This is a genomic window from Lelliottia sp. RWM.1 (assembly GCF_016859735.1).
GTDB lineage: Bacteria > Pseudomonadota > Gammaproteobacteria > Enterobacterales > Enterobacteriaceae > Enterobacter.
In genome coordinates this window covers 12,433-33,927 of the sequence record NZ_WLVC01000005.1, presented here as the reverse complement: position 1 = coordinate 33,927, position 21,495 = coordinate 12,433, and the positions used below count along the sequence as shown (strand labels likewise).

General features: G+C 50.7%; 26 protein-coding genes. 15 read left to right on the top strand and 11 right to left on the bottom strand.

Translation table 11 applies throughout. The features are described 5' to 3' along the window. The first annotated feature begins 79 nt into the window (after positions 1 to 79). The 4 genes from sppA (at position 80) to yajD (ending at position 4,072) form a co-directional block, all read left to right on the top strand. Positions 80 to 1,936, top strand: coding sequence for a signal peptide peptidase SppA (gene sppA / locus GF617_RS06000; RefSeq protein WP_181623184.1), 1,857 nt, complete (start codon positions 80 to 82; stop codon positions 1,934 to 1,936). A 61-nt stretch (positions 1,937 to 1,997) separates the two neighbouring features. Beyond that, a complete protein-coding gene (gene ansA, locus GF617_RS05995; RefSeq protein WP_181623183.1) occupies positions 1,998 to 3,014 on the top strand; it encodes an asparaginase in 1,017 nt (338 codons plus the stop codon). A 9-nt stretch (positions 3,015 to 3,023) separates the two neighbouring features. Then, on the top strand, positions 3,024 to 3,665 hold the full coding sequence (gene pncA, locus GF617_RS05990; protein WP_203451298.1) for a bifunctional nicotinamidase/pyrazinamidase: 642 nt from the start codon (positions 3,024 to 3,026) through the stop codon (positions 3,663 to 3,665). A gap of 62 nt (positions 3,666 to 3,727) precedes the next feature. Further along, positions 3,728 to 4,072, top strand: coding sequence for an HNH nuclease YajD (yajD, locus tag GF617_RS05985; RefSeq protein WP_181623181.1), 345 nt, complete (start codon positions 3,728 to 3,730; stop codon positions 4,070 to 4,072). 59 nt (positions 4,073 to 4,131) lie between these two features. Here yajD and GF617_RS05980 read toward each other — a convergent pair whose 3' ends face one another. Then, on the bottom strand, positions 4,132 to 4,407 hold the full coding sequence (locus GF617_RS05980; RefSeq protein ID WP_181623180.1) for a YeaC family protein: 276 nt from the start codon (positions 4,405 to 4,407) through the stop codon (positions 4,132 to 4,134). 41 nt (positions 4,408 to 4,448) lie between these two features. After that, on the bottom strand, positions 4,449 to 4,862 hold the full coding sequence (gene msrB, locus GF617_RS05975; protein WP_203451297.1) for a peptide-methionine (R)-S-oxide reductase MsrB: 414 nt from the start codon (positions 4,860 to 4,862) through the stop codon (positions 4,449 to 4,451). Between the two features lie 341 nt (positions 4,863 to 5,203). Here msrB and gapA point away from each other — a divergent pair, with 341 nt between their 5' ends. Continuing rightward, on the top strand, positions 5,204 to 6,199 hold the full coding sequence (gene gapA / locus GF617_RS05970; RefSeq protein WP_181623178.1) for a glyceraldehyde-3-phosphate dehydrogenase: 996 nt from the start codon (positions 5,204 to 5,206) through the stop codon (positions 6,197 to 6,199). A 75-nt stretch (positions 6,200 to 6,274) separates the two neighbouring features. After that, positions 6,275 to 7,159 carry a D-hexose-6-phosphate mutarotase gene (locus GF617_RS05965; RefSeq protein ID WP_203451296.1) on the top strand — a complete coding sequence of 295 codons (885 nt, stop codon included), beginning with the start codon at positions 6,275 to 6,277 and terminating at the stop codon, positions 7,157 to 7,159. Positions 7,160 to 7,210: 51 nt separating this feature from the next. Here the strand turns inward: GF617_RS05965 and GF617_RS05960 are convergent, their stop codons facing one another. Continuing rightward, complete coding sequence (locus GF617_RS05960) at positions 7,211 to 8,065, bottom strand: aldo/keto reductase (protein WP_203451295.1); 855 nt, start codon at positions 8,063 to 8,065, stop codon at positions 7,211 to 7,213. A 90-nt stretch (positions 8,066 to 8,155) separates the two neighbouring features. Beyond that, positions 8,156 to 8,902, bottom strand: a complete 747-nt coding sequence (locus GF617_RS05955) for a MipA/OmpV family protein (protein ID WP_181623175.1) — start codon at positions 8,900 to 8,902, stop codon at positions 8,156 to 8,158. A gap of 433 nt (positions 8,903 to 9,335) precedes the next feature. Here GF617_RS05955 and yeaG point away from each other — a divergent pair, with 433 nt between their 5' ends. Next, positions 9,336 to 11,270 (top strand): protein kinase YeaG, encoded by a 1,935-nt coding sequence (gene yeaG / locus GF617_RS05950; protein ID WP_154125124.1) that lies wholly within the window; start codon positions 9,336 to 9,338, stop codon positions 11,268 to 11,270. A gap of 71 nt (positions 11,271 to 11,341) precedes the next feature. After that, positions 11,342 to 12,625, top strand: a complete 1,284-nt coding sequence (locus GF617_RS05945) for a YeaH/YhbH family protein (protein ID WP_181623174.1) — start codon at positions 11,342 to 11,344, stop codon at positions 12,623 to 12,625. A gap of 35 nt (positions 12,626 to 12,660) precedes the next feature. On the opposite strand, the gene GF617_RS05940 is transcribed toward GF617_RS05945, so the two are convergent. Beyond that, positions 12,661 to 13,557 carry a diguanylate cyclase gene (locus tag GF617_RS05940; RefSeq protein WP_203451294.1) on the bottom strand — a complete coding sequence of 299 codons (897 nt, stop codon included), beginning with the start codon at positions 13,555 to 13,557 and terminating at the stop codon, positions 12,661 to 12,663. Positions 13,558 to 13,721: 164 nt separating this feature from the next. Here GF617_RS05940 and GF617_RS05935 point away from each other — a divergent pair, with 164 nt between their 5' ends. Next, on the top strand, positions 13,722 to 14,222 hold the full coding sequence (locus tag GF617_RS05935) for a YbaK/prolyl-tRNA synthetase associated domain-containing protein (protein WP_203451293.1): 501 nt from the start codon (positions 13,722 to 13,724) through the stop codon (positions 14,220 to 14,222). A 21-nt stretch (positions 14,223 to 14,243) separates the two neighbouring features. Here GF617_RS05935 and yoaI read toward each other — a convergent pair whose 3' ends face one another. Next, on the bottom strand, positions 14,244 to 14,348 hold the full coding sequence (gene yoaI, locus GF617_RS27065) for a small membrane protein YoaI (RefSeq protein ID WP_239006351.1): 105 nt from the start codon (positions 14,346 to 14,348) through the stop codon (positions 14,244 to 14,246). A gap of 149 nt (positions 14,349 to 14,497) precedes the next feature. Between yoaI and GF617_RS05930 the strand changes: the two genes are divergently transcribed. Then, positions 14,498 to 14,944 carry a DUF441 domain-containing protein gene (locus GF617_RS05930; RefSeq protein ID WP_203451292.1) on the top strand — a complete coding sequence of 149 codons (447 nt, stop codon included), beginning with the start codon at positions 14,498 to 14,500 and terminating at the stop codon, positions 14,942 to 14,944. Here the strand turns inward: GF617_RS05930 and GF617_RS05925 are convergent. Next, positions 14,928 to 15,719 (bottom strand): helix-turn-helix transcriptional regulator, encoded by a 792-nt coding sequence (locus tag GF617_RS05925; RefSeq protein WP_203451291.1) that lies wholly within the window; start codon positions 15,717 to 15,719, stop codon positions 14,928 to 14,930. The genes GF617_RS05930 and GF617_RS05925 overlap by 17 nt on opposite strands. 99 nt (positions 15,720 to 15,818) lie before the next feature. Here GF617_RS05925 and GF617_RS05920 point away from each other — a divergent pair, with 99 nt between their 5' ends. Then, positions 15,819 to 17,006 carry a CynX/NimT family MFS transporter gene (locus tag GF617_RS05920; RefSeq protein WP_181623169.1) on the top strand — a complete coding sequence of 396 codons (1,188 nt, stop codon included), beginning with the start codon at positions 15,819 to 15,821 and terminating at the stop codon, positions 17,004 to 17,006. 32 nt (positions 17,007 to 17,038) lie between these two features. On the opposite strand, the gene GF617_RS05915 is transcribed toward GF617_RS05920, so the two are convergent. Further along, positions 17,039 to 17,746 (bottom strand): CTP synthase, encoded by a 708-nt coding sequence (locus GF617_RS05915; protein WP_203451290.1) that lies wholly within the window; start codon positions 17,744 to 17,746, stop codon positions 17,039 to 17,041. Positions 17,747 to 17,902: 156 nt separating this feature from the next. Here GF617_RS05915 and GF617_RS05910 point away from each other — a divergent pair, with 156 nt between their 5' ends. Together GF617_RS05910 and GF617_RS05905 are read left to right on the top strand one after the other, a co-directional pair. Beyond that, positions 17,903 to 18,406, top strand: coding sequence for a DUF523 domain-containing protein (locus tag GF617_RS05910; protein WP_181623167.1), 504 nt, complete (start codon positions 17,903 to 17,905; stop codon positions 18,404 to 18,406). Beyond that, a complete protein-coding gene (locus tag GF617_RS05905) occupies positions 18,393 to 18,746 on the top strand; it encodes a DUF488 domain-containing protein (RefSeq protein ID WP_181623166.1) in 354 nt (117 codons plus the stop codon). Before GF617_RS05910 ends, GF617_RS05905 begins: the two co-directional genes overlap by 14 nt. Here the strand turns inward: GF617_RS05905 and GF617_RS05900 are convergent. Together GF617_RS05900 and GF617_RS05895 are read right to left on the bottom strand one after the other, a co-directional pair. After that, complete coding sequence (locus GF617_RS05900) at positions 18,739 to 19,044, bottom strand: hypothetical protein (protein ID WP_203451289.1); 306 nt, start codon at positions 19,042 to 19,044, stop codon at positions 18,739 to 18,741. The genes GF617_RS05905 and GF617_RS05900 overlap by 8 nt on opposite strands. Before the next feature lie 78 nt (positions 19,045 to 19,122). Continuing rightward, positions 19,123 to 19,371, bottom strand: coding sequence for a DUF333 domain-containing protein (locus GF617_RS05895; protein WP_181623734.1), 249 nt, complete (start codon positions 19,369 to 19,371; stop codon positions 19,123 to 19,125). Positions 19,372 to 19,692: 321 nt separating this feature from the next. Between GF617_RS05895 and GF617_RS05890 the strand changes: the two genes are divergently transcribed. Together GF617_RS05890 and GF617_RS05885 are read left to right on the top strand one after the other, a co-directional pair. Continuing rightward, positions 19,693 to 20,721, top strand: a complete 1,029-nt coding sequence (locus GF617_RS05890; RefSeq protein ID WP_203451378.1) for a sensor domain-containing diguanylate cyclase — start codon at positions 19,693 to 19,695, stop codon at positions 20,719 to 20,721. A 45-nt stretch (positions 20,722 to 20,766) separates the two neighbouring features. Beyond that, on the top strand, positions 20,767 to 20,865 hold the full coding sequence (locus GF617_RS05885; protein ID WP_049003319.1) for a YoaK family small membrane protein: 99 nt from the start codon (positions 20,767 to 20,769) through the stop codon (positions 20,863 to 20,865). Between the two features lie 129 nt (positions 20,866 to 20,994). On the opposite strand, the gene GF617_RS05880 is transcribed toward GF617_RS05885, so the two are convergent. Then, complete coding sequence (locus GF617_RS05880; protein ID WP_181623164.1) at positions 20,995 to 21,243, bottom strand: GlsB/YeaQ/YmgE family stress response membrane protein; 249 nt, start codon at positions 21,241 to 21,243, stop codon at positions 20,995 to 20,997. Positions 21,244 to 21,495: the final 252 nt, after the last annotated feature.

Genomic DNA, 21,495 nt, shown 5'->3' with positions numbered 1-21,495 from the left:
TGGCGGTTGGGTCATTACGATAACCCCACATTGCCGTCCAGTAGCGACGGAACCGTTATTATCTGGTTAGGGAGAATACATGCGAACCCTTTGGCGAATCTTTGCCGGCTTCTTTAAATGGACGTGGCGACTGCTCAACTTTGTCCGCGAACTGATGATGAACTTGTTTTTCATCTTCCTGGTTCTGGTTTGTGCGGGCATCTGGATGCACATCAGCAGCACCAGCCAGGCGCAACATTCGACCCGCGGCGCATTGTTGCTTGATATTGCCGGAGTTATCGTTGATAAGCCATCCACCAGCAACCGCCTGGGCGTGATTGGCCGTCAACTGTTTGGTGCAACATCCGATCGTCTGCAGGAAAACTCGCTCTTTGATATCGTCGATGCTATTCGCCAGGCAAAAGACGATCGCAACATTACCGGGATCGTTCTCGATCTGAAAAACTTTGCCGGGGCTGATCAACCCTCGATGCAGTACATCGGTAAAGCATTACGCGAATTCCGCGACAGCGGCAAACCAGTGATTGCCGTCGGTGATAGCTACAGCCAGGGACAATATTATCTGGCGAGTTTTGCGAATAAAATTTGGCTTTCGCCACAAGGTACTGTCGATCTGCATGGGTTTGCAACCAACGGTCTGTACTACAAATCGCTGCTCGATAAACTGAAAGTCACCACGCATGTTTTCCGTGTCGGGACTTATAAATCTGCCGTAGAACCGTTTATCCGTGATGATATGTCACCTGCTGCCCGTGAAGCAGACAGCCGCTGGATTGGCGAGCTGTGGCAGAACTATCTGGGCACGATTGCGGCCAACCGCCAGATCACTGCTGAGCAAGTCTTCCCTGGAGCACAAGGAATGCTGGCTGGGTTGCGTAAAGCGGAGGGTGATACCGCGAAATATGCCCTCGATAACAAACTGGTGGATGCACTGGGTTCCAGTGCAGAAATAGAAAAAGCCCTGACCAAACAGTTTGGCTGGAGCAAAGAAGATAAAAATTACAGTGCGATAAGCCTGTACGATTACACGCCGAAGAAACCAGCGGAAACTGGCAGCAGCGTGGCGGTGGTATTCGCCAACGGCGCCATTATGGACGGCCAGGAAACGCCGGGAAATGTCGGCGGTGATACCACGGCCTCACAGATCCGCGATGCCCGCCTTGATCCAAAAGTCAAAGCCATCGTCCTGCGCGTCAACAGTCCTGGTGGTAGCGTTAGCGCCTCTGAAGTGATCCGCGCTGAACTGGTCGCCGCCCGCGCGGCAGGCAAGCCGGTTGTGGTCTCCATGGGGGGAATGGCGGCATCAGGTGGTTACTGGATCTCCACGCCTGCTAACTATATTGTGGCCAACCCAAGCACATTGACCGGCTCCATCGGGATCTTCGGCGTCATTAATACCGTTGAGAACAGCCTTGATTATCTGGGCGTTCATACGGATGGCGTTTCGACCTCTCCCCTGGCTGACATCTCCGTAACGAAAGCCCTGCCGCCAGAAGTGTCGGAAATGATGCAGCTCAGCATTGAAAGCGGCTATAAGCGCTTCATCTCGCTGGTGGCCGATTCCCGTAAAAAAACACCTGAACAGATCGACCAGATTGCGCAAGGTCACGTCTGGACCGGGCAAGATGCGAAGAACAACGGTCTGGTGGACAGCCTTGGTGATTTTGATGACGCCGTAGCCAAAGCGGCTGAACTGGCAAAACTCAAACAATGGCATGTTGAATATTACCAGGATGAACCGTCTTTCTTCGATATGGTGATGGATAGTATGTCTGGCTCCGTGCGTGCCATGTTGCCAGACGCTTTGCAGGCGTACCTGCCAGCCCCTGTCGCTACTGCTGCAAAAGCGATGAAAGTGGAAAGCGACAAACTCGCCACCTTTAATGATCCACAGAGCCGTTATGCGTTTTGCCTGACCTGCGCAAACGTACGTTAAAACCGGTCCCCTCTTTGCGAGAAGAGGGGATTTTTCTTTGAAGCACAAGAAACTCACTATCATGCAGAAGAAATCAATCTATGTAGCGTATACCGGCGGGACTATTGGTATGCAGCGCTCTGAAAATGGCTATATCCCGGTATCCGGTCACCTGCAACGCCAGCTCGCCTTGATGCCGGAGTTTCATCGCCCGGAAATGCCAGATTTCACCATCCACGAATATGAACCATTGATGGATTCCTCAGATATGACGCCGGAAGACTGGCAGCATATTGCTGACGATATTCAGGCTAACTACGACAAGTATGATGGTTTTGTCATTCTGCACGGCACTGACACCATGGCGTTTACCGCGTCGGCCCTCTCGTTCATGCTGGAAAATCTGGGTAAGCCTGTCATTGTCACTGGCTCACAAATCCCGCTGGCCGAGTTGCGCTCAGACGGGCAGATCAATTTGCTTAACTCTCTGTACGTGGCGGCTAACTACCCGATCAATGAAGTATCGCTGTTCTTTAACAATCGTCTGTATCGCGGCAACCGCACCACGAAAGCCCATGCCGATGGTTTTGATGCCTTTGCCTCGCCAAATCTGCAACCCTTGCTGGAAGCGGGGATCCATATTCGCCGTCTGGGAACACCGCCTGCCCCCCATACCGCAGGTGAACTGATTGTCCATCCGATTACGCCACAACCTATCGGCGTGGTAACCATCTATCCGGGAATTTCCGCCGACGTGGTGCGCAACTTCCTGCGCCAGCCAGTGAAGGCCCTGATCCTGCGTTCTTACGGTGTGGGTAATGCCCCGCAGAACGGCGAGTTCCTGAAAGAACTACAGGAAGCAAGTGAACGCGGGATTGTCGTCGTCAACCTGACTCAATGTATGTCTGGCAAAGTTAACATGGGAGGCTATGCCACCGGGAATGCGCTGGCGCATGCGGGGGTGATTAGCGGTTTTGATATGACGGTCGAGGCGACGCTGACTAAACTTCACTACTTACTCAGTCAGGATCTGGATGTACAGTCCATCCGCAATGCCATGATGCAAAATCTGCGCGGCGAACTGACGCCAGACGAATAAGGAGCTCGTATGTCACATCGTGCTTTGCTACTGGTTGATCTGCAAAATGACTTCTGTGCGGGTGGCGCGCTGGCTGTCACCGAAGGTGACAGTACCATCGACGTGGCAAACAGGCTTATTGCCTGGTGCAACGCGCGCGAAGACGCCGTTGTCGCAAGCCAGGACTGGCATCCTGCGAACCACGGCAGTTTCGCCAGCCAGCATCACGTTGCTCCCTTCACCCAGGGAGAACTTGATGGACTGGTGCAAACGTTCTGGCCCGATCATTGTGTTCAGCAAACGCCCGGTGCGGAACTGCACCCGCTGCTGAACCAGAAAGCGATTGATGCTGTCTTCCACAAAGGTGAAAACCCACGCATTGACAGCTACAGTGCGTTTTTTGACAACGGTCATCGCCAAAAGACGGAACTGGATGCCTGGTTGCGCCACCATGAGATCCGCGCTCTCATCGTAATGGGGCTGGCGACAGATTACTGCGTGAAATTTACGGTACTGGACGCACTCAAACTCGGGTACAACGTCAGCGTAATCACCGACGGATGTCGGGGCGTCAACATTCAGACGCAGGACAGCACATTAGCCTTTATGGAGATGTCAGTTGCGGGTGCAACGCTGTATACACTGGCAGACTGGGAAGAGACCCAGCCGTAAAGCATCAATCAGCGATAGCACCTTGGCTATCGCTCATCATTTAAGCAGGAGACTTGAGGATTATGGCTTTTATCCCTAAAAATTACGCGCGACTGGAAGTCGGTTATCGGGAAAAGGCGCTAAAGCTCTTCCCCTGGGTTTGTGGGCGCTGTTCTCGTGAGTTCGTCTATTCGAATTTGCGCGAACTGACCGTGCATCATATCGACCACGACCACTCGAATAACCCTGAGGATGGCAGCAACTGGGAAATGTTGTGCCTGTACTGCCATGACCATGAACATTCGAAATACACCGAAGCCGACCAATATGGTTCAACGGTTGTGGCAGGGGAAGACGCGCAGGATAGCGTTGGCGAAGCCAAATACAACCCGTTTGCCAATCTTAAAGCGATGATGGATAAGAAGTGATCGCCCTGTTCTCTTCCTCCGGAGCAAACGAAAGATTTGCCCCAGAGGGATGAGAACAATCAGGATCTAAATGTCGCAATCGGCTTCGGCGTGATACCAAAGTCTTCTTTTAGCTCACGCTTGCTTTTCATCACCATCTGACCTTGTGTGTCGATGGTCATGTGCTGGGCATCCGTGTTATTGCGAGCCTGCCACAGCATCACCAGTTGCAAACTGTTCTCTTTTTGCTCCGCAGTCAGCGCCACACCATCAGGCCATTTTCCGAGTTCAACGGCAGTGACCAGACGCTGATAAATGTCCGGCGTCATGCTGTGAATCATGTCCTCAATATTCATGATATCTCCCTTTCAAAGGAATAATTTGCTGAATCGTTTTTTCAACCTTTAGTCTGGTCACCATTTTCATCATCACTGAAGCTCAATGATGCGGAATTAACACAGAAACGCTCGCCTGTCGGTTGAGGGCCATCCGGGAATACATGCCCGAGATGTGCATCACAGTTTCCGCAGCGGATTTCCGTGCGCTGCATACCGTGGGTTGTGTCATTCAGGTAACGAATTGCGTCATCGCCTACCGGCTCATAAAAGCTCGGCCAGCCACAGCCAGAATCGTATTTTGATTGCGAAGTGAACAATGGTGCGTCACACACCAGGCAGTGGTAGATACCGTCTCGCTTATTGTGCAATAAACGCCCGGTAAATGGCGGTTCTGTCCCATGATTTTGGGTGACATAGAACTGCATTTCGGTGAGATTTTTTTTCAGTTCATCAGGGTTACGTTGGTTCGACATATGCTTACATCTCGCTGTAGAAACAGACACCTTCTCACCCGGATTCTAACAAAACATTAACACTGAAGTCTGAACTTTTGTTCTAAACTTACTTGTCGCGAAAAGCCGGTCAGTCAATTGTGATGCGAATCACATTTTTATACTGACGGGCCTTTAAAATTCCGGGCGCAGCCCCCATGTGGTTGCTAGCTCAAAGGGAAAGTGAGGCGAGTCAGTCGCACAAACGTTAGTCACAGGATTGATTTGTCGCAATGATTGACACGATTCCGCTTGACGCTGCGTAAGGTTTTTGTAATTTTACAGGCAACCTTTTATTCACTAACAAATAGCTGGTGGAATATATGACTATCAAAGTAGGTATCAACGGTTTTGGCCGTATCGGTCGCATTGTTTTCCGTGCTGCTCAGGAACGTTCTGACATCGAGATTGTTGCAATCAACGATCTGTTAGACGCTGACTACATGGCTTACATGCTGAAATATGACTCCACTCACGGCCGTTTCAACGGTACCGTTGAAGTGAAAGACGGTCATCTGATCGTTAACGGTAAAAAAATCCGTGTTACCGCTGAGCGTGATCCGGCTAACCTGAAATGGGACGAAGTGGGCGTTGACGTTGTTGCTGAAGCAACTGGCCTGTTCCTGACCGACGAAACCGCTCGTAAGCACATCACTGCTGGCGCGAAAAAAGTGGTTCTGACTGGTCCGTCCAAAGACAAAACCCCAATGTTTGTTAAAGGCGCAAACTTTGAAAAATACGCAGGCCAGGACATCGTGTCCAACGCATCCTGCACCACCAACTGCCTGGCTCCACTGGCTAAAGTTATCAACGACAACTTCGGTATCGTTGAAGGCCTGATGACCACTGTTCACGCAACCACCGCTACTCAGAAAACTGTTGACGGCCCGTCTCACAAAGACTGGCGCGGCGGCCGTGGCGCGGCTCAGAACATCATACCTTCTTCTACCGGTGCTGCTAAAGCTGTAGGCGTTGTACTGCCTGAGCTGAACGGTAAACTGACGGGTATGGCGTTCCGCGTTCCAACTCCTAACGTATCTGTAGTTGACCTGACCGTTCGTCTGGAAAAAGCTGCTTCTTATGAAGAAATTAAGAAAGCAATCAAAGCTGCTTCCGAAGGCCCAATGAAAGGCGTTCTGGGTTACACCGAAGACGACGTTGTATCTACCGATTTCAACGGTGAAGTGTGCACTTCCGTGTTCGATGCTAAAGCAGGTATCGCACTGAACGACAACTTCGTGAAACTGGTATCCTGGTACGACAACGAAACTGGTTACTCTAACAAAGTACTGGACCTGATCGCTCACATCTCCAAATAAGTTGAGATGAGAAACTGATCCAAAAAGGCGACCTCGGTCGCCTTTTTTATTGCTTTAAAGACAGAGGATTGCGTAATGATTAAAACAATTTTTGCACTTCCGGTAGTCGAACAACTTACCCCTGTGCTTTCCCGCCGCAAGATTGATGAAGCTGACATTATTGTCGTCGATCATCCGCGTGTTAAAGCATCTGTTGCACTCAATGGTGCGCACCTTCTCTCCTGGAAGCCTGAAGGGGAAGAAGAAGGTCTGTGGCTGAGCGCTGTCACCTCTTTCAAAAAAGGGGCCGCGATCCGCGGAGGCGTTCCTGTCTGTTGGCCATGGTTTGGCCCGGCAGCAGAACAAGGTTTGCCCTCTCACGGTTTCGCCCGTAACCAGCAGTGGACACTGAAAGCACATAACGAAGATGACAACGGTGCTGTATTGACCTTTGAGCTGCACAGCAATGATGAAACGCGCGCACTTTGGCCGCACAATTTCACCCTGTACGCACGCTTCAAGCTGGGCAAAACCTGCGAAATCGAACTCGAAGCCCACGGTGACTTCGAAACCTCTTCTGCCCTGCACACCTATTTCAACGTAGGTGATATCAATGCAGTAAAAGTAAGCGGACTTGGCGATACCTATATCGACAAAGTCGATAACGCCAAAGAAGGAAAATTAACCGACGGCGTGCAGACCTTCCCTGACCGCACAGACCGTGTTTATCTGAACCCAGAAGCATGCAGCGTGATCCACGATACAAAACTGAATCGTGGCATCGAGGTTATCCACCACCACAACAGTAACGTTGTGGGCTGGAATCCAGGTCCCGCACTTTCTGTGAGCATGGGCGATGTTCCGGATGACGGTTACAAAACCTTCGTCTGTGTTGAAACAGCCTGTGTCTCTCCACTGCAAAAAGCCAGCGGAGATAAACCTTCTCGTCTGGCTCAGACGATCCGCATCGTTAAACGCTGATGCTGATGCCGACGCCTTACCCTCTCCAGTGATGAGAGGGTAAAAAGCCCGTTACACCATATCTAACGGGCTTTTATGTTTTGGTGCAGGAAATGCACTGCCCAGTCTAATCAGCTCTTCAGCGCTCAGCATGATATCGAGTGCACCAGCATTTTCCCTGACATGTGCAATCGACGCCGCCTTAGGGATAGCCATAACATCCTGATGACTGATGACCCACGCCAGCAAAATCTGTGCAACTGTGGACTGATGATTATGGGCAATCTCGTTCACGACAGGATGATTCATTAAACCCGATCTCAGCCGTCCCGCCTGAGCTAACGGACAATAGGCCATCACCGGTATCGCATGTTCCTGACACCAGGGAAGCAGGTCATATTCAATACCACGGGAAGCCAGATGATACAGAACCTGGTTGGTTGCACAATCAGCCCCCCCTTCCTCGCTCCACAGTTCCTGCATATCTCCGAGATCCAGATTCGAGACGCCCCAGCGACCAATCTTGCCCTGCTGCTGAAGCCGGATCATGAGTTGAAGGGTTTCATCCAGAGGGATATCGCCTCGCCAATGCAGCAAGTACAGGTCAATATGATCGGTTCCCAGACGTCGAAGGCTGGCTTCACAAGCAGCCTGACCTTTAGAACCACCTGCATTCCAGGGATAAACTTTAGAGACCAGGTAGACATTATCACGTTGTCCTTTGATCGCTTCTCCTACAACCCGTTCAGCCCCGCCTTCAGCATACATTTCAGCGGTATCAATCAATGTCAGGCCAAGATCAATGCCCGCGCGCAGTGCATTCACTTCGTCGTTGCGTTGGCTGGCTTTTTCACCCATATACCATGTGCCTTGCCCGATTGCGGCAAGCGTATGCGAACGAGAAAAAGTCACCGATTTTGCGTTCATAGTGTTCTCCTGTTTTTCTGTACCACCATAAAGCAAACGGGGCGCAAGCGCCCCATCATGATGCATAGAATGCACTGTAATAATGCACAATCAGAATTTGTAGCTAACACCGACTGAGAAGATACCTGACCAGGATTTGTCCACCATCGGGCTATCTTTCACTTCATCGCTAAGACGCACATAGCGGCCTGTGCCGTATACGCTCCAGTCGCCGAGGAAATTATAGCTCGCGGTAAGCTCCAGGTACGGATCCCAGCCGTCATCAGCACCGTAGGTCTTAAGACCACTGCGGCGGGATTCGTTTTTGGAAACACCATAATAGTAGTCGTTATAGTTCTCACTGCTGTATTGCACACCAATACCCGGGGTCAAAGTCAGACCGCCATTGGTGTAGCGATAAAGCCAGGCAAGATCCCAGATAAAGCCGTTGTTGTTGTCCAGCGTGTCGCCCGCCAGCGCGGTACGCAGGAAGCCATATTGGGTGTTATGCACGTACGACAGACCTGCCATCATCGTGCTCTTACGCTTGTCGAGACGGCGCAGTGGGGTACTGTCACTGTCGCCAGGCTTGAAGTGCATAGGATCGTAGTACGCCATAATGGAGAGCTTATCCGCCTGATCGTTCCACAGATAGTAGCCGCCACCCAGGCCACGGAACCAGAAGTTATCGCCTTCATAGGTGACAACCGGAACCGGATACACATCGCGATCATACTGCTTGTAAGGGCTATTGATCACACCTACGCCCGCACCAACAGACCATTGGTCGGCTGCATTTGCAGTACTTACAGAGGTGGCAACAAGGACGCCCAATGCCAGAAGTTTGAGTTTGGTCACAATCCATTCTTTCCTGTAGTCAAATAATCAGCGGGTGAAGTGTACCTGCCCTTCCCGTACATCCCAAAATTTTTTGCCTGCTAATGCGTTTGATTAACCCCTTAATTTCAACTTTTCAGATGACCAGCAGCTTTCATTTATGTGACGACGAAATGAAAGCGACACTTTTGCCTTATAACAAAGGTGGAAATTTTTTGATGAGTTATTGATATGTCATTGAAATTAGATTTTCCTGGCATGCAAGTTTTGCAAATGCCATCTACGCTTTAACGTAAGAAGAAATTTTCCTGAACGCCCAGCGGTTTCCAGCGTCTGACCTGGCACACAGGTTGCTGCACTGGAGAGTGAGAGGCGAGAAACTTTCTTCCGGGAGCCTCCATTACTTATACGAACGGCTCTTATCCTGTGCTAAAAAACGAAAGGACGGCATGCCATGAATATATTCGATCACTATCGCCAGCGCTATGAAGCTGCCAAGGACGAAGAGTTCACACTGCAGGAGTTTCTTACCATTTGTCGGCAAGATCGCAGTGCCTATGCCAATGCGGCAGAACGGCTATTGATGGCTATTGGTGAGCCAAACATGGTTGATACTGCCCTGGAGCCACGGCTCTCCCGTCTTTTTTCGAATCGGGTCGTCGCCCGATATCCCGCGTTTGAAGAGTTCTATGGCATGGAAGATGCCATAGAACAGATTGTCTCCTACCTGAAACATGCCGCACAGGGGCTGGAAGAGAAGAAACAGATCCTGTATTTACTCGGTCCGGTAGGTGGCGGTAAATCCTCACTGGCAGAACGGCTTAAGGCGCTGATGCAACGCGTACCTATCTATGTGCTGAGCGCGAATGGTGAACGCAGTCCAGTGAACGATCATCCACTGTGCCTATTTAATCCGCAGGAAGATGCGCAGATTCTGGACAAAGAATTTGGCATTCCGCATCGCTACCTCGGCACAATTATGTCGCCATGGGCAGCAAAACGTCTGCATGAGTTCGGCGGAGATATCACCAAATTCCGCGTTGTCAAAGTATGGCCGTCCATTCTGGAACAGATTGCTATCGCCAAAACAGAACCTGGCGACGAGAACAACCAGGATATCTCAGCGTTGGTGGGTAAAGTTGATATCCGTAAACTTGAACACCACGCACAAAACGACCCGGATGCCTATGGCTATTCCGGTGCTCTCTGCCGCGCGAACCAGGGTGTAATGGAATTTGTCGAGATGTTTAAAGCACCGATTAAAGTGCTGCATCCCCTGCTGACAGCGACCCAGGAAGGGAACTACAACGGGACCGAAGGTATTTCAGCCCTGCCGTTTAACGGTATTATTCTGGCGCACTCAAACGAATCAGAGTGGGTCACGTTCCGTAATAACAAAAACAATGAGGCGTTCCTTGACCGCGTGTATATCGTCAAAGTGCCTTATTGCCTGCGGATCTCCGAAGAGATCAAAATTTACGAGAAACTGCTTAATCATAGTGAACTGGTACATGCGCCGTGTGCCCCAGGCACGCTGGAAACTTTGTCGCGATTCTCCATTCTGTCGCGCCTGAAAGAACCGGAAAACTCCAGCATCTACTCTAAAATGCGTGTCTATGATGGTGAAAGCCTGAAAGATACCGATCCGAAAGCGAAGTCCTATCAGGAGTATCGGGATTACGCTGGGGTTGATGAAGGGATGAATGGTCTCTCCACCCGTTTTGCCTTTAAAATTCTCTCCCGCGTATTTAACTTCGACCATGCTGAAGTGGCCGCAAACCCCGTTCATCTGTTCTACGTCCTGGAACAGCAAATTGAGCGCGAACAATTCCCGCAAGAGCAAGCAGAGCGTTATCTTGAATTCCTCAAAGGCTATCTGATCCCGAAATATGCTGAGTTCATCGGCAAAGAGATCCAGACAGCATATCTGGAGTCCTATTCTGAATACGGGCAGAACATTTTTGACCGTTACGTCACCTATGCAGATTTCTGGATCCAGGATCAAGAGTATCGCGACCCAGATACGGGTCAGTTGTTTGACCGGGAATCACTGAACGCCGAGCTGGAAAAAATTGAGAAACCCGCCGGGATCAGTAACCCGAAAGATTTCCGTAATGAGATTGTGAACTTCGTGCTGCGTGCCAGAGCGCACAACAGCGGGCGGAATCCGAACTGGACCAGCTACGAAAAACTGCGCACGGTCATTGAGAAGAAAATGTTCTCTAACACCGAAGAGTTGTTGCCGGTCATTTCGTTTAATGCCAAGACCTCAACCGATGAGCAGAAAAAACATGACGATTTTGTCGACCGGATGATGGAGAAAGGATACACCCGCAAACAGGTTCGCCTGCTCTGCGAATGGTATCTGCGTGTCCGTAAATCGTCGTAAAACATATGCCCGGCGACGCGATACTCGCCGGGCTGACAACATCTGCAAATAGTTGGCAGTACGGGGGGCATATGACCTGGTTTATTGACCGGCGTCTTAACGGCAAAAACAAGAGCACGGTGAACCGCCAGCGCTTCTTGCGACGTTATAAAGCGCAAATTAAACAGTCGATCTCCGAAGCCATCAACAAGCGTTCGGTGACTGACGTCGATAGCGGTGAATCCGTCTCTATCCCGACGGATGATATCAGCGAACCGATGTTCCATCAGGGGCGTGGCGGGCTTCGCCATCGTGTCCATCCCGGTAATGATCACTTCGTTCAGAACGACAGAATCGAGCGTCCACAAGGGGGCGGAGGCGGTTCGGGAAGTGGTCAAGGGCAGGCAGGCCAGGACGGTGAAGGTCAGGATGAGTTCGTCTTTCAGATTTCAAAAGACGAATATCTCGATCTGCTCTTTGAAGACCTGGCCTTACCCAATCTCAAAAAGAATCAACATCGCCAGTTGAACGAGTATAAAACCCACCGTGCGGGTTATACCGCCAATGGCGTACCTGCAAATATTAGTGTCGTGCGTTCATTACAAAATTCACTGGCACGACGCACAGCGATGACGGCCGGTAAACGCCGTGAGTTACGTGAACTGGAAACCAGTCTCAAAACGGTTGAAAACACGGAACCTGCGCAGTTACTGGAAGAGGAGCGCCTGCGTAAAGAGATTGCCGAACTGCGCGCAAAAATCGAGCGAGTCCCGTTTATCGACACGTTCGACCTGCGCTATAAAAACTACGAAAAACGCCCTGAACCTTCAAGCCAGGCGGTCATGTTCTGTCTGATGGATGTGTCGGGCTCCATGGACCAGGCCACCAAAGACATGGCCAAGCGTTTTTATATCCTGCTTTATCTGTTTTTAAGCAGAACCTATAAGAACGTAGAAGTTGTCTATATTCGCCATCACACGCAGGCGAAAGAGGTGGATGAGCACGAGTTCTTCTACTCGCAAGAGACCGGAGGAACGATTGTATCGAGCGCGCTGAAGCTGATGGATGATGTGGTGAAAGAACGCTACGATCCCGCGCAGTGGAACATCTATGCAGCGCAAGCCTCGGATGGTGATAACTGGGCTGATGACTCACCGTTGTGTCATGAAATTCTGGCGAAGAAAATTTTGCCCGTGGTGCGTTATTACAGCTATATCGAAATAACCCGTCGGGCACATCAGACGCTTTGGCGTGAATATGAGCATCTGCAGTCCATGTTCGATAACTTTGCGATGCAGCACATCCGCGATCAGGATGATATTTATCCGGTATTCCGAGAGCTGTTTCACAAGCAATCAACCACCAGTAACGCCTGACTCAATGGCCAGCGGATAACCCGCTGGCCATTTATTTACGTGCTGACATTAATACAATCCAGATTCCGGTTAATAAGCATGGTGCAATTTCGCCCTCCATGTTTACCTCTGTATAGCGCCATATCTGCTCTTTCCAACACTTCGCGTAATGGCTCACCGCGATGGACCCGCGTCAATCCAGAGGTAAAGGTGATGCGGATAGTATGCCCGCCAAAGATGGTTTCAGCGTCAGCAATAATGTGCCGCAGACGTTCTGCAGCAGCGGCGGCTTCACGGTCGTTATTCGCCCGAAGAAGAATGATAAATTCTTCACCTCCGTAACGGTACGCCGACTCAGAGCGACGAACATTATCCTCAAGATGCAGCGCCAAAGAACGCAACACGGCATCACCGGTCAGATGACCGTAATTGTCATTCACCTTTTTGAAATGATCGATATCGAGCAACAGCAGATACAGTCCTCTCTCTTCTGCCCCGGCATTAAGTCGATCAAACGATTCGTCCAGAATCCGGCGCAAGGGAAGCCCCGTCAACGCATCGTAGCTCGTGCGGAGCTGGAGTAAATGTGCCTTATAATGAGAAAGCGATTCAGTGAATGCCAGCAGCGCAACTTCAAACGCATCGTACGAGGCCGGACACTCCTCTTGTCGCTCAATAGACGCCATGATTTGTCGACACGTCTGATGCACCTGATGGTGCTTTGCTGAAATATCGAGCAGATAATGACTGTCGTTTTGCTCATCCTGTAATTGATTATTTAGCCACAGCCCAAACTCACAGCGATGATGAGCATCATCATGGGTGATCTCTGGTAGCTCAACATCCCGGTTAGCAACAAACCGCAGTATGGTCACTAACCATTTAAAATGGGCATCTGTGGAATAATTCAATCCCCGAAGGGTTGCGTCAATTTCCCTGAACTTTCTGTTCATAAGCGCTCCTGCTAATGAGTTAATAACTGTTCAGAATAATAACAAACGGTATCTCTATATTTGTCAGCAGGGCGTATATAACCTTGATGCTGTAACAGCACATCGGAGAAATAATATGTGGTACTGTAGAAGGCTGACTTAATCTCCCACAGGTAATGAACGTCATGTCTGAAGAAATAAGAGGGACAGCAACCCACCAGCAATTAATTTCACTGTTAACTGCTCAACGGGCAAAATACCGTGTTGTGGAGCATGAGCCTGTCGGTAAATGTGAAGCAGTGAGTGAAATTCGAGGAACTGACCTGGGACAAGGGGCAAAAGCGCTGGTGTGCAAAGTAAAGGGAAACGGCGTTAAAAAACACATTCTGGCAATCCTTGCAGCCGATCAACACGCTGATCTGGCGCAACTTGCCAGCCATTTTGGTGGTCTCAAAGCCTCACTTGCGAGCCCGGTAGAAGTCGATAACCTGACTGCCTGTGTATTTGGCGCGATTCCGCCTTTTAGCTTTCACCCTGATCTCACGCTGGTTGCCGACCCACTGCTGTTCGAGCGTTTTGACGAGATCGCGTTTAACGCCGGTTTGCTGGAAAAGTCCGTCATTATGGACACCCAGGACTACCTGCGTATTGCCCGGCCTGAGCTGGTCACCTTCAGAAAAGCCTGAAGCTCATAATATGTGGCGCGGTCAGCCATGTTTCTCCAGAAAAATGACCGATGCCACCAGAATGATTGCGATCGTAAAGAAAGATGACGAGATAACCAGCGTTTCAAGAAACATTTGATCGTTCATGATGTATCTCCTTCTGCCTTATTTAGCCCTTTTTATCCCCCAGGCATGACAGCTAAATGACAGCCAAAAGATATTTTTATAAAAGCCTGCTTACAAAAGTTTTTACGCGTACAGTAAGCAGGCTTACTTTTTTTTGGCAAGGATGAATCATGTTTGACCCTACCCTGCTGGTTCTAATGGGGCTGGCCGCACTGGGCTTTATCAGCCATAACACGACCGTCGCCGTATCCATACTGGTGCTGATTATTGTGCGCGTCACACCGCTCAATACTTTTTTCCCCTGGATCGAAAAACAGGGTCTGACCGTCGGGATCATCATTTTGACGATTGGTGTAATGGCGCCGATTGCCAGCGGCACATTACCAGCGTCAACGCTACTCCACTCCTTTGTTAACTGGAAATCGCTGGTTGCCATCGCCGTCGGTATTTTTGTCTCCTGGCTTGGCGGGCGGGGTGTCACATTGATGAGTTCACAGCCATCATTAGTGGCGGGATTACTGGTAGGGACCGTACTCGGTGTAGCCTTGTTCCGTGGTGTTCCGGTTGGTCCGTTAATTGCGGCCGGGCTGGTGTCTCTGTTTATTGGGAAGTCGTAGAAAGGCTTGTGATGTAACGAGCGGGCGTCTGTCCCAGCCCTTTTCTGAACATCGTGATAAACGCCGTGGTTGAGTCGTAGCCCAGTGATTGCGCCGTTTGCTGCACAGATTTGCCACTGATCAATAATTGCAGCGCCAGAATTAACTGTAACTGATGCCGCCAGCGGCGAAAGCTCAGCCCGGTCTCTTTCACGACCAGCCTCGCCAGGTTGCGTTCACTCATCGCAAAATGGTGCGCCCACTGAGTTAACGTCTGCCATGCCGCAGGCTCTTGGGCCATGGTTTCGCTCATCAGACGAATTTTAGGATGAGCAGATACTGGCAACTGCAACTGTTCCTGAGGCTGCTGCGGTAATTCGTCAAAAAGAACTTCAACCAGACGTGATGTGGCAGGTAACAGCAGTTGCTCACGCGTTTTCGTTGCCAGAGACAAAATCAGTTCCCGAACCAGCGGGGAGATTTTTAAGGTACAACAGCGATCGGGCAACGCAACCGTGTTGGGTTCAATAAAGAGAAAGCAGAGCTGGGCACTTGGTGTGGCTTTATTACTGTGTGCAACCTGGCCTGGGATCCACACCGCATACTGCGGTGGAACCATCCACATTGCATTTTCAACTTCACAAGTGATAGCGCCCCGAAGAGCCAGGATTAATTGCCCTTTTCGATGCTGGTGCAGAGGGATGCGTTGTTCGTCTTCGACAACACGAATGCGAAACGCCACGGCAGCATCGTGCTGGCTATCAGGATCATAGCCGTCAAGTCCCAGACCAATCATTAAGTTGTCCGATATTAGCGATAAACTGTCATTTTAGCTTGATTTCAACAGTCGTGAAAATCGGTATTGTGTGCGCTTGCTTCGACGTAAGAGAAAAAAATGACTACTGCCATTCGTACTTTAGGGAAACACGGGATGCTGCTGATTACAGGCATCCTGCTGATTGCCACAACGTTGCGCGTCACCTTCACGGGTGCAGCGCCGTTGCTCGATATGATCCGCCTTGATTATGGGCTCACCACAGCACAAACCGGCCTGCTCACCACCCTTCCCCTCCTGGCCTTTGCGTTAGTTTCGCCGCTCGCCGCCGGGCTCGCGCGCAAGATTGGCATGGAACGCAGTCTCTTTATCGCTTTGCTACTGATTTGCATCGGTATTGGTATTCGTTCGATGCCCTCGCCCGCGCTACTGTTTGGCGGTACGGCAGTCATCGGTTGCGGTATTGCTCTCGGAAACGTGCTGCTGCCAGGGCTTATCAAACGAGACTTCCCAGGCCAGGTGGCAAAACTCACGGGCGCGTACTCCCTGACAATGGGGGCCTCTGCGGCGCTGGGTTCGGCACTGATTGTTCCGCTGGCACAGGGAAATGGAGGCTGGCATGGCGCACTGTTAATGCTGATGGTATTCCCGTTGTTGGCTTTGCTGCTTTGGCTTCCGCAGTGGCGTCAGACGCCAGTCGCATCCGTGACCGGAGCCGGTACTCTGCACAATCACGCCATCTGGCGCTCTGCCCTTGCCTGGCAGGTGACGTTGTTTTTGGGTATTAACTCGCTGATTTACTATGTGATTATCGGCTGGCTTCCGGCCATATTGCTCAGCCACGGTTATAGCGAAACGCAGGCGGGTTCCATGCATGGCTTATTGCAACTCGCCACTGCCGCGCCAGGTCTTGCTGTTCCATTGATCCTCCATCGTTTGAAAGATCAGCGCGGTATCGCCGGGTTGGTTGCGATGATGTGTGCGGTAAGCGCTGCGGGTTTCTGGTTTATTCCTTCCCAGGCAGTGCTGTGGACGCTGCTGTTTGGTTTCGGCTCTGGCGCAACCATGATCCTGGGTCTGACGTTTATCGGACTCCGTGCCAGCTCAGCACACCAGGCCGCAGCCCTCTCCGGCATGGCGCAATCCATCGGCTATCTTCTGGCTGCTTGTGGACCGCCTCTGATGGGGAAAATTCACGATACCACTGGCGACTGGCGCATTCCGTTGCTGGCGTGTGCACTCGCCTCTGTGGTGATGGCGGTCTGCGGGGTACTTGCCGGGCGTGACCGGGAGATCACCCCCCGCTAAGCAAAAAGGCAGACCATTTGGCCTGCCTTTTTTTATCCGCGAGCGGCGCGTAGCATTGCCTGCGCCAGCACAACCGGACGCCCATCCAACGCGGCACGTTCATGCTGGAACAGCGTAATAACAAAGAACGGGTGCGTAACCAACTCGACAGCCCGAATGTCGCCCTGGTCATCCCATCCGGTCACGCGCATATCACCACTTTCCAGCGCCTGAGCAAATTCAGGTGAAACGCCATAATTGCAGTGATACCCCTCTTCAATCTCTGATTTGCCATACGCTTTGGCAATCAGCGTGTTGTCCCGCAGTTCAATTGCATCCTTTTTTTCCACCAGCGAGCAGGCTAATGGCGCAATCACCATCGTGCCTTCAGTGTCCGTCTCAGCATGAGCGGCATCACTCCAGCCCAGTACATTACGTGCGTATTCAATTAACGCATGCTGGAACCCTCCGCATGTTCCAAGAAAAGGAATGCTGTTTTCACGGGCATAACGAGCAGCAATGAACGCCGCGTCTGCATTTTTATACGGGCTTGCGGGAACCAGCCAGATGGCATCGTACCCCACTAAATCTTCAGGACTGGTCAAATCCGGAGTGGCAAGCCAGTCATAATCGGCCGTGAGTTCCAGTACCGCAGCGGCATCATCGATAGCCAGGGGAATAGCCTGATGCGCAATCACAGCAGGATTGTAATCGCCGACCAACGCAATGCGCAGTGTATTTTTAACCGGGGAGAGTTCCATGAAAGGGTCCTTATGCCAGAGTATTATCAGATAACATAAGGAACCTCAGACTACCGATCTTTTGCAATTATCACAATACCTTAAATTGGGTGGAAAAATACCGAGGGCTATAGTGTGATAGCGTATCTTCCTTTACTACGAACCGATAATGACGTCATGAAATCGAAAATTCTGGTCAGTGCCTGCCTGATGGGCCACAAAGTTCGTTATAACGGCAGCGAGAAAGCGCACCTTGAGGAGACGCTCAGACGTTGGCAAAATGAGCATCGCCTGGTCACACACTGCCCGGAACTGGCGGCAGGGCTTTCCATTCCTCGTTTGCCCGCCGAGATCGTGGATGGCACAGGGTATGACGTGATGCAGGGTCGCGCCCGTATACTGGAAAGTGACGGTCATGATGTCACAGCACACTATCAGCTTGCCGCCTGGCTGGCATTACGTGCGGCGCAAGAGGCAGGATGTTGTGCGGCAATACTGACAGACGGAAGTCCAACCTGCGGAAGCCAGGAGATTTACAGTGGCACGTTTAGCGGTCAGCGTCAGGCCGGAATGGGGGTTGCCGCAGCACTACTGCAAAAAAATGGAATTCAGGTATTTTCAGATAACCAATTGGCAGAACTTATCGCCTGGGTTGAGGAGAGGGACAATGATTCAGTGTAAACGTGTTTACGAGCAGGCAAGTAAAGAGGATGGCTACCGGGTGCTGGTGGACAGACTTTGGCCACGAGGAATGAAAAAAACCGATCTCAACAGTGATGAGTGGTGTAAAACGCTAACGCCGTCAGATGCGTTACGCAAAGCCTTCCACGGTGAGGTAATTGATTTTGCTGCTTTCAGCAAGCAATATCGCGAAGAGCTGGCACAACATAAGGATGAAGGCCTGCGTCTTGTCGAACTCAGCAAAAAACAGCCCCTGACGCTGCTCTATGGCGCGAAAAATACCAAACAGAACCATGCGCTGGTATTAGCCGACTGGCTGCGCCACCTCGAGCTCAGTTGAGCATCAGTTCATCCAGCATGTGCGGCGCACTATCCGGAGAAAGTGGCATCAGATGTTCTGGTCGCACAAAGGCAAAACCCAGTTGGTTATCAAACGCGTAAACATCTCCCGTCACAAGCCAAAGCGCGCGATCCGCGGTGGCGGGTAATTGCGCCATGATCCCATTGACCGGGTTTACAAATTGTACACCCGGCTGGCAAAGCGCAAACAGCTCTACAGATTTACCGATATTACGACGGCCTGCTGCCGTACGGGCGCCAATAACCATTGCCAGGCTACCCGGTTTTAGCTGAAACATACTTCTCTCGCACTGAATGCAGCCGCAGGGGCTAAGAATAATCCTAAAGAGAAGTGTATCGCAGTCAACATACCTCTGTCACCTGGCCGGTGTTGGATGATCCCGACGATAGAGATCCCATTCCTCAATAACCTCACCACCAGGCAATTTGCACTCGGTACGAACCCCCTGCGGACTTTGCACCGGGATCTGCTCTCCGCCCTTCTGCAAGCAGTAAACTGAGGCAGGATTGGCCATCCCGATTTGTGGAGGTTTCGGCGCATCGGGTGGCGTTGTTGTCGTACACGCCGCTAGCGGAAATGCCAGCATCAGCAACAGGGATCTCATCTCTTTGACCTTTTTAAACAAACTGAAAACGTAAGAGTAACGAGTCGTCACGGCTTTCTCCATGATTTCTCCATTAAACCTGCACTTTTCAACTCTATAGTGAGCTGGTTCTCGCAATGACCTGAGAACATCATTCCGTAATCAAGATGTCTTTGCCCCGGTCTCAACAACGGGGCCTTTTTCTCCCCTCTCTCTCCTGCAGCCCACCCCTATTTAAGATATATAAAATTTTTAATATTCATGTTTTACTATGGCAAGAGTCGAAAATTTCAGCATAACATGCAGATACAGACGTCTTCTGCATGGGAGTCCACCTACGTCATGTCGGATATTATTCTTGCCCGTGTTTCAGAAACTCTCGCCACTGAACAATCCCTCGAAAGCCTGGTACGTCAGTTACTGGAAATGCTGGAGATTGTGACCGATATGGAGTCAACCTACCTGACGAAAGTCGATATCAATGCGCGATTGCAGCATATTTTGTATGCCCGCAACAGCAAGCAAATGCAGATCCCGGAGGGACTCAGCGTTCCCTGGGGCGACACACTGTGCAAACGCGCAATTGATAGCAGCAGTTTTTTCAGTAACGAGGTGGCTGAACGCTGGGCGGACTGCGACGCAGCCAAAGCACTGGGAATCACGACTTATATGAGCATTCCCATTCACCTTGCTGATGGCTCACTCTACGGCACACTTTGTGCAACCAGTACGCAGAAGCAAGAGCTTAGCGAACGCGGTGAACAGGTTCTGAGGCTTTTCGCCGGATTAATTGCGCAGTACATTCAAAAAGAGTCTTTGGTGGCCCAGCTTCGTGAAGCCAATGCCGCACTCGTCGCGCACTCCTATACCGATGCGCTTACCGGATTACCGAATCGCCGGGCGATATTTGAACATCTCGCAACCTTGTTCTCCCTCGCGAAGCATTTGAAACGAAATGCCATCATCGCATTTATCGACCTTGATGATTTTAAACTGATTAACGATCTCCACGGGCACGAAGCCGGCGACCAGTTTTTGATTGAGGTGGGGAAGCGACTCACTCAGGAACAGACTGAGGACGATATTATCGGCCGTCTGGGGGGCGATGAGTTTCTGGTCGCGTGTCTGAGCCACAACGAGAATGATGGAGAAAAGAGCCAGATCAGCCTGCTCAAAACGCGTATCAGCGCCCGTATCGCAGGCGAATACTGGCTGGGAAACGTCCATATTTTTTATCCCGGAGCAAGCCTCGGCGTCATTGAAGTCGATCCTACCCAGACGGATGCAGACAGCGCATTACGCGCTGCGGATGTGGCGATGTATCAGGATAAAAAAGGAAAAAATAAAACGCGCTTTCTCACAATGGATTAAGCCCGTACACTCTGCAATGTTACGTAAACCGACACAGGTGATGGCATGAGAATTGGAATACTCTTCCCGGTCGTTATTTTCATAACGGCAGTGGTTTTTTTAACGTGGTTTTTCGTCGGCGGATACGCCGCTCCGGGGGCATAAATGAGAAAAACAACCATCATTATGTTGATCATTGCGATCGTGGCCGTTGCGGGAGCGCAATTAGGCTGGTGGTAGTGCCTGAAGGTAAAAAGGCCGCCATCAGGCAGCCTTTTTCAACGCATATCAGATTTAGCTTTTGATCTTTCTGTAAATAAACAGAAGTACCAGCGCGCCAATCACCGCAACAGCAAAGCTGCCGATATTGAAACCATCGACCTTGCCAAAACCGAAGAAGGTGCTGATCCAGCCGCCAACGACCGCACCGACAATCCCCAGAATGACGGTCACGAAGAATCCGCCACCATCCTTGCCCGGCATGATCCACTTAGCCAGAATACCCGCTATTAACCCAAAGATAATCCAGGATATGATTCCCATAGCTTTCCTCTCTGTATGGTTTTTGTCATTAAATCAACAACACAGGAAAGGATAGCACAAGATGAGCAAAAGATGATTTGTGATATACATCACAAAATGACCTGACGCAGTTTCTGGCTGAAAAAAATGGCTTTCCACATGAAATGCGGGGTTGCATCTTTTGTTGAGAAAGATTATTGTTCTCAACACTGAATAGTTGAGTTAAACGCTCAGGTATTTAGTACGACATTGCTCACATTGCTTCCAGTATTT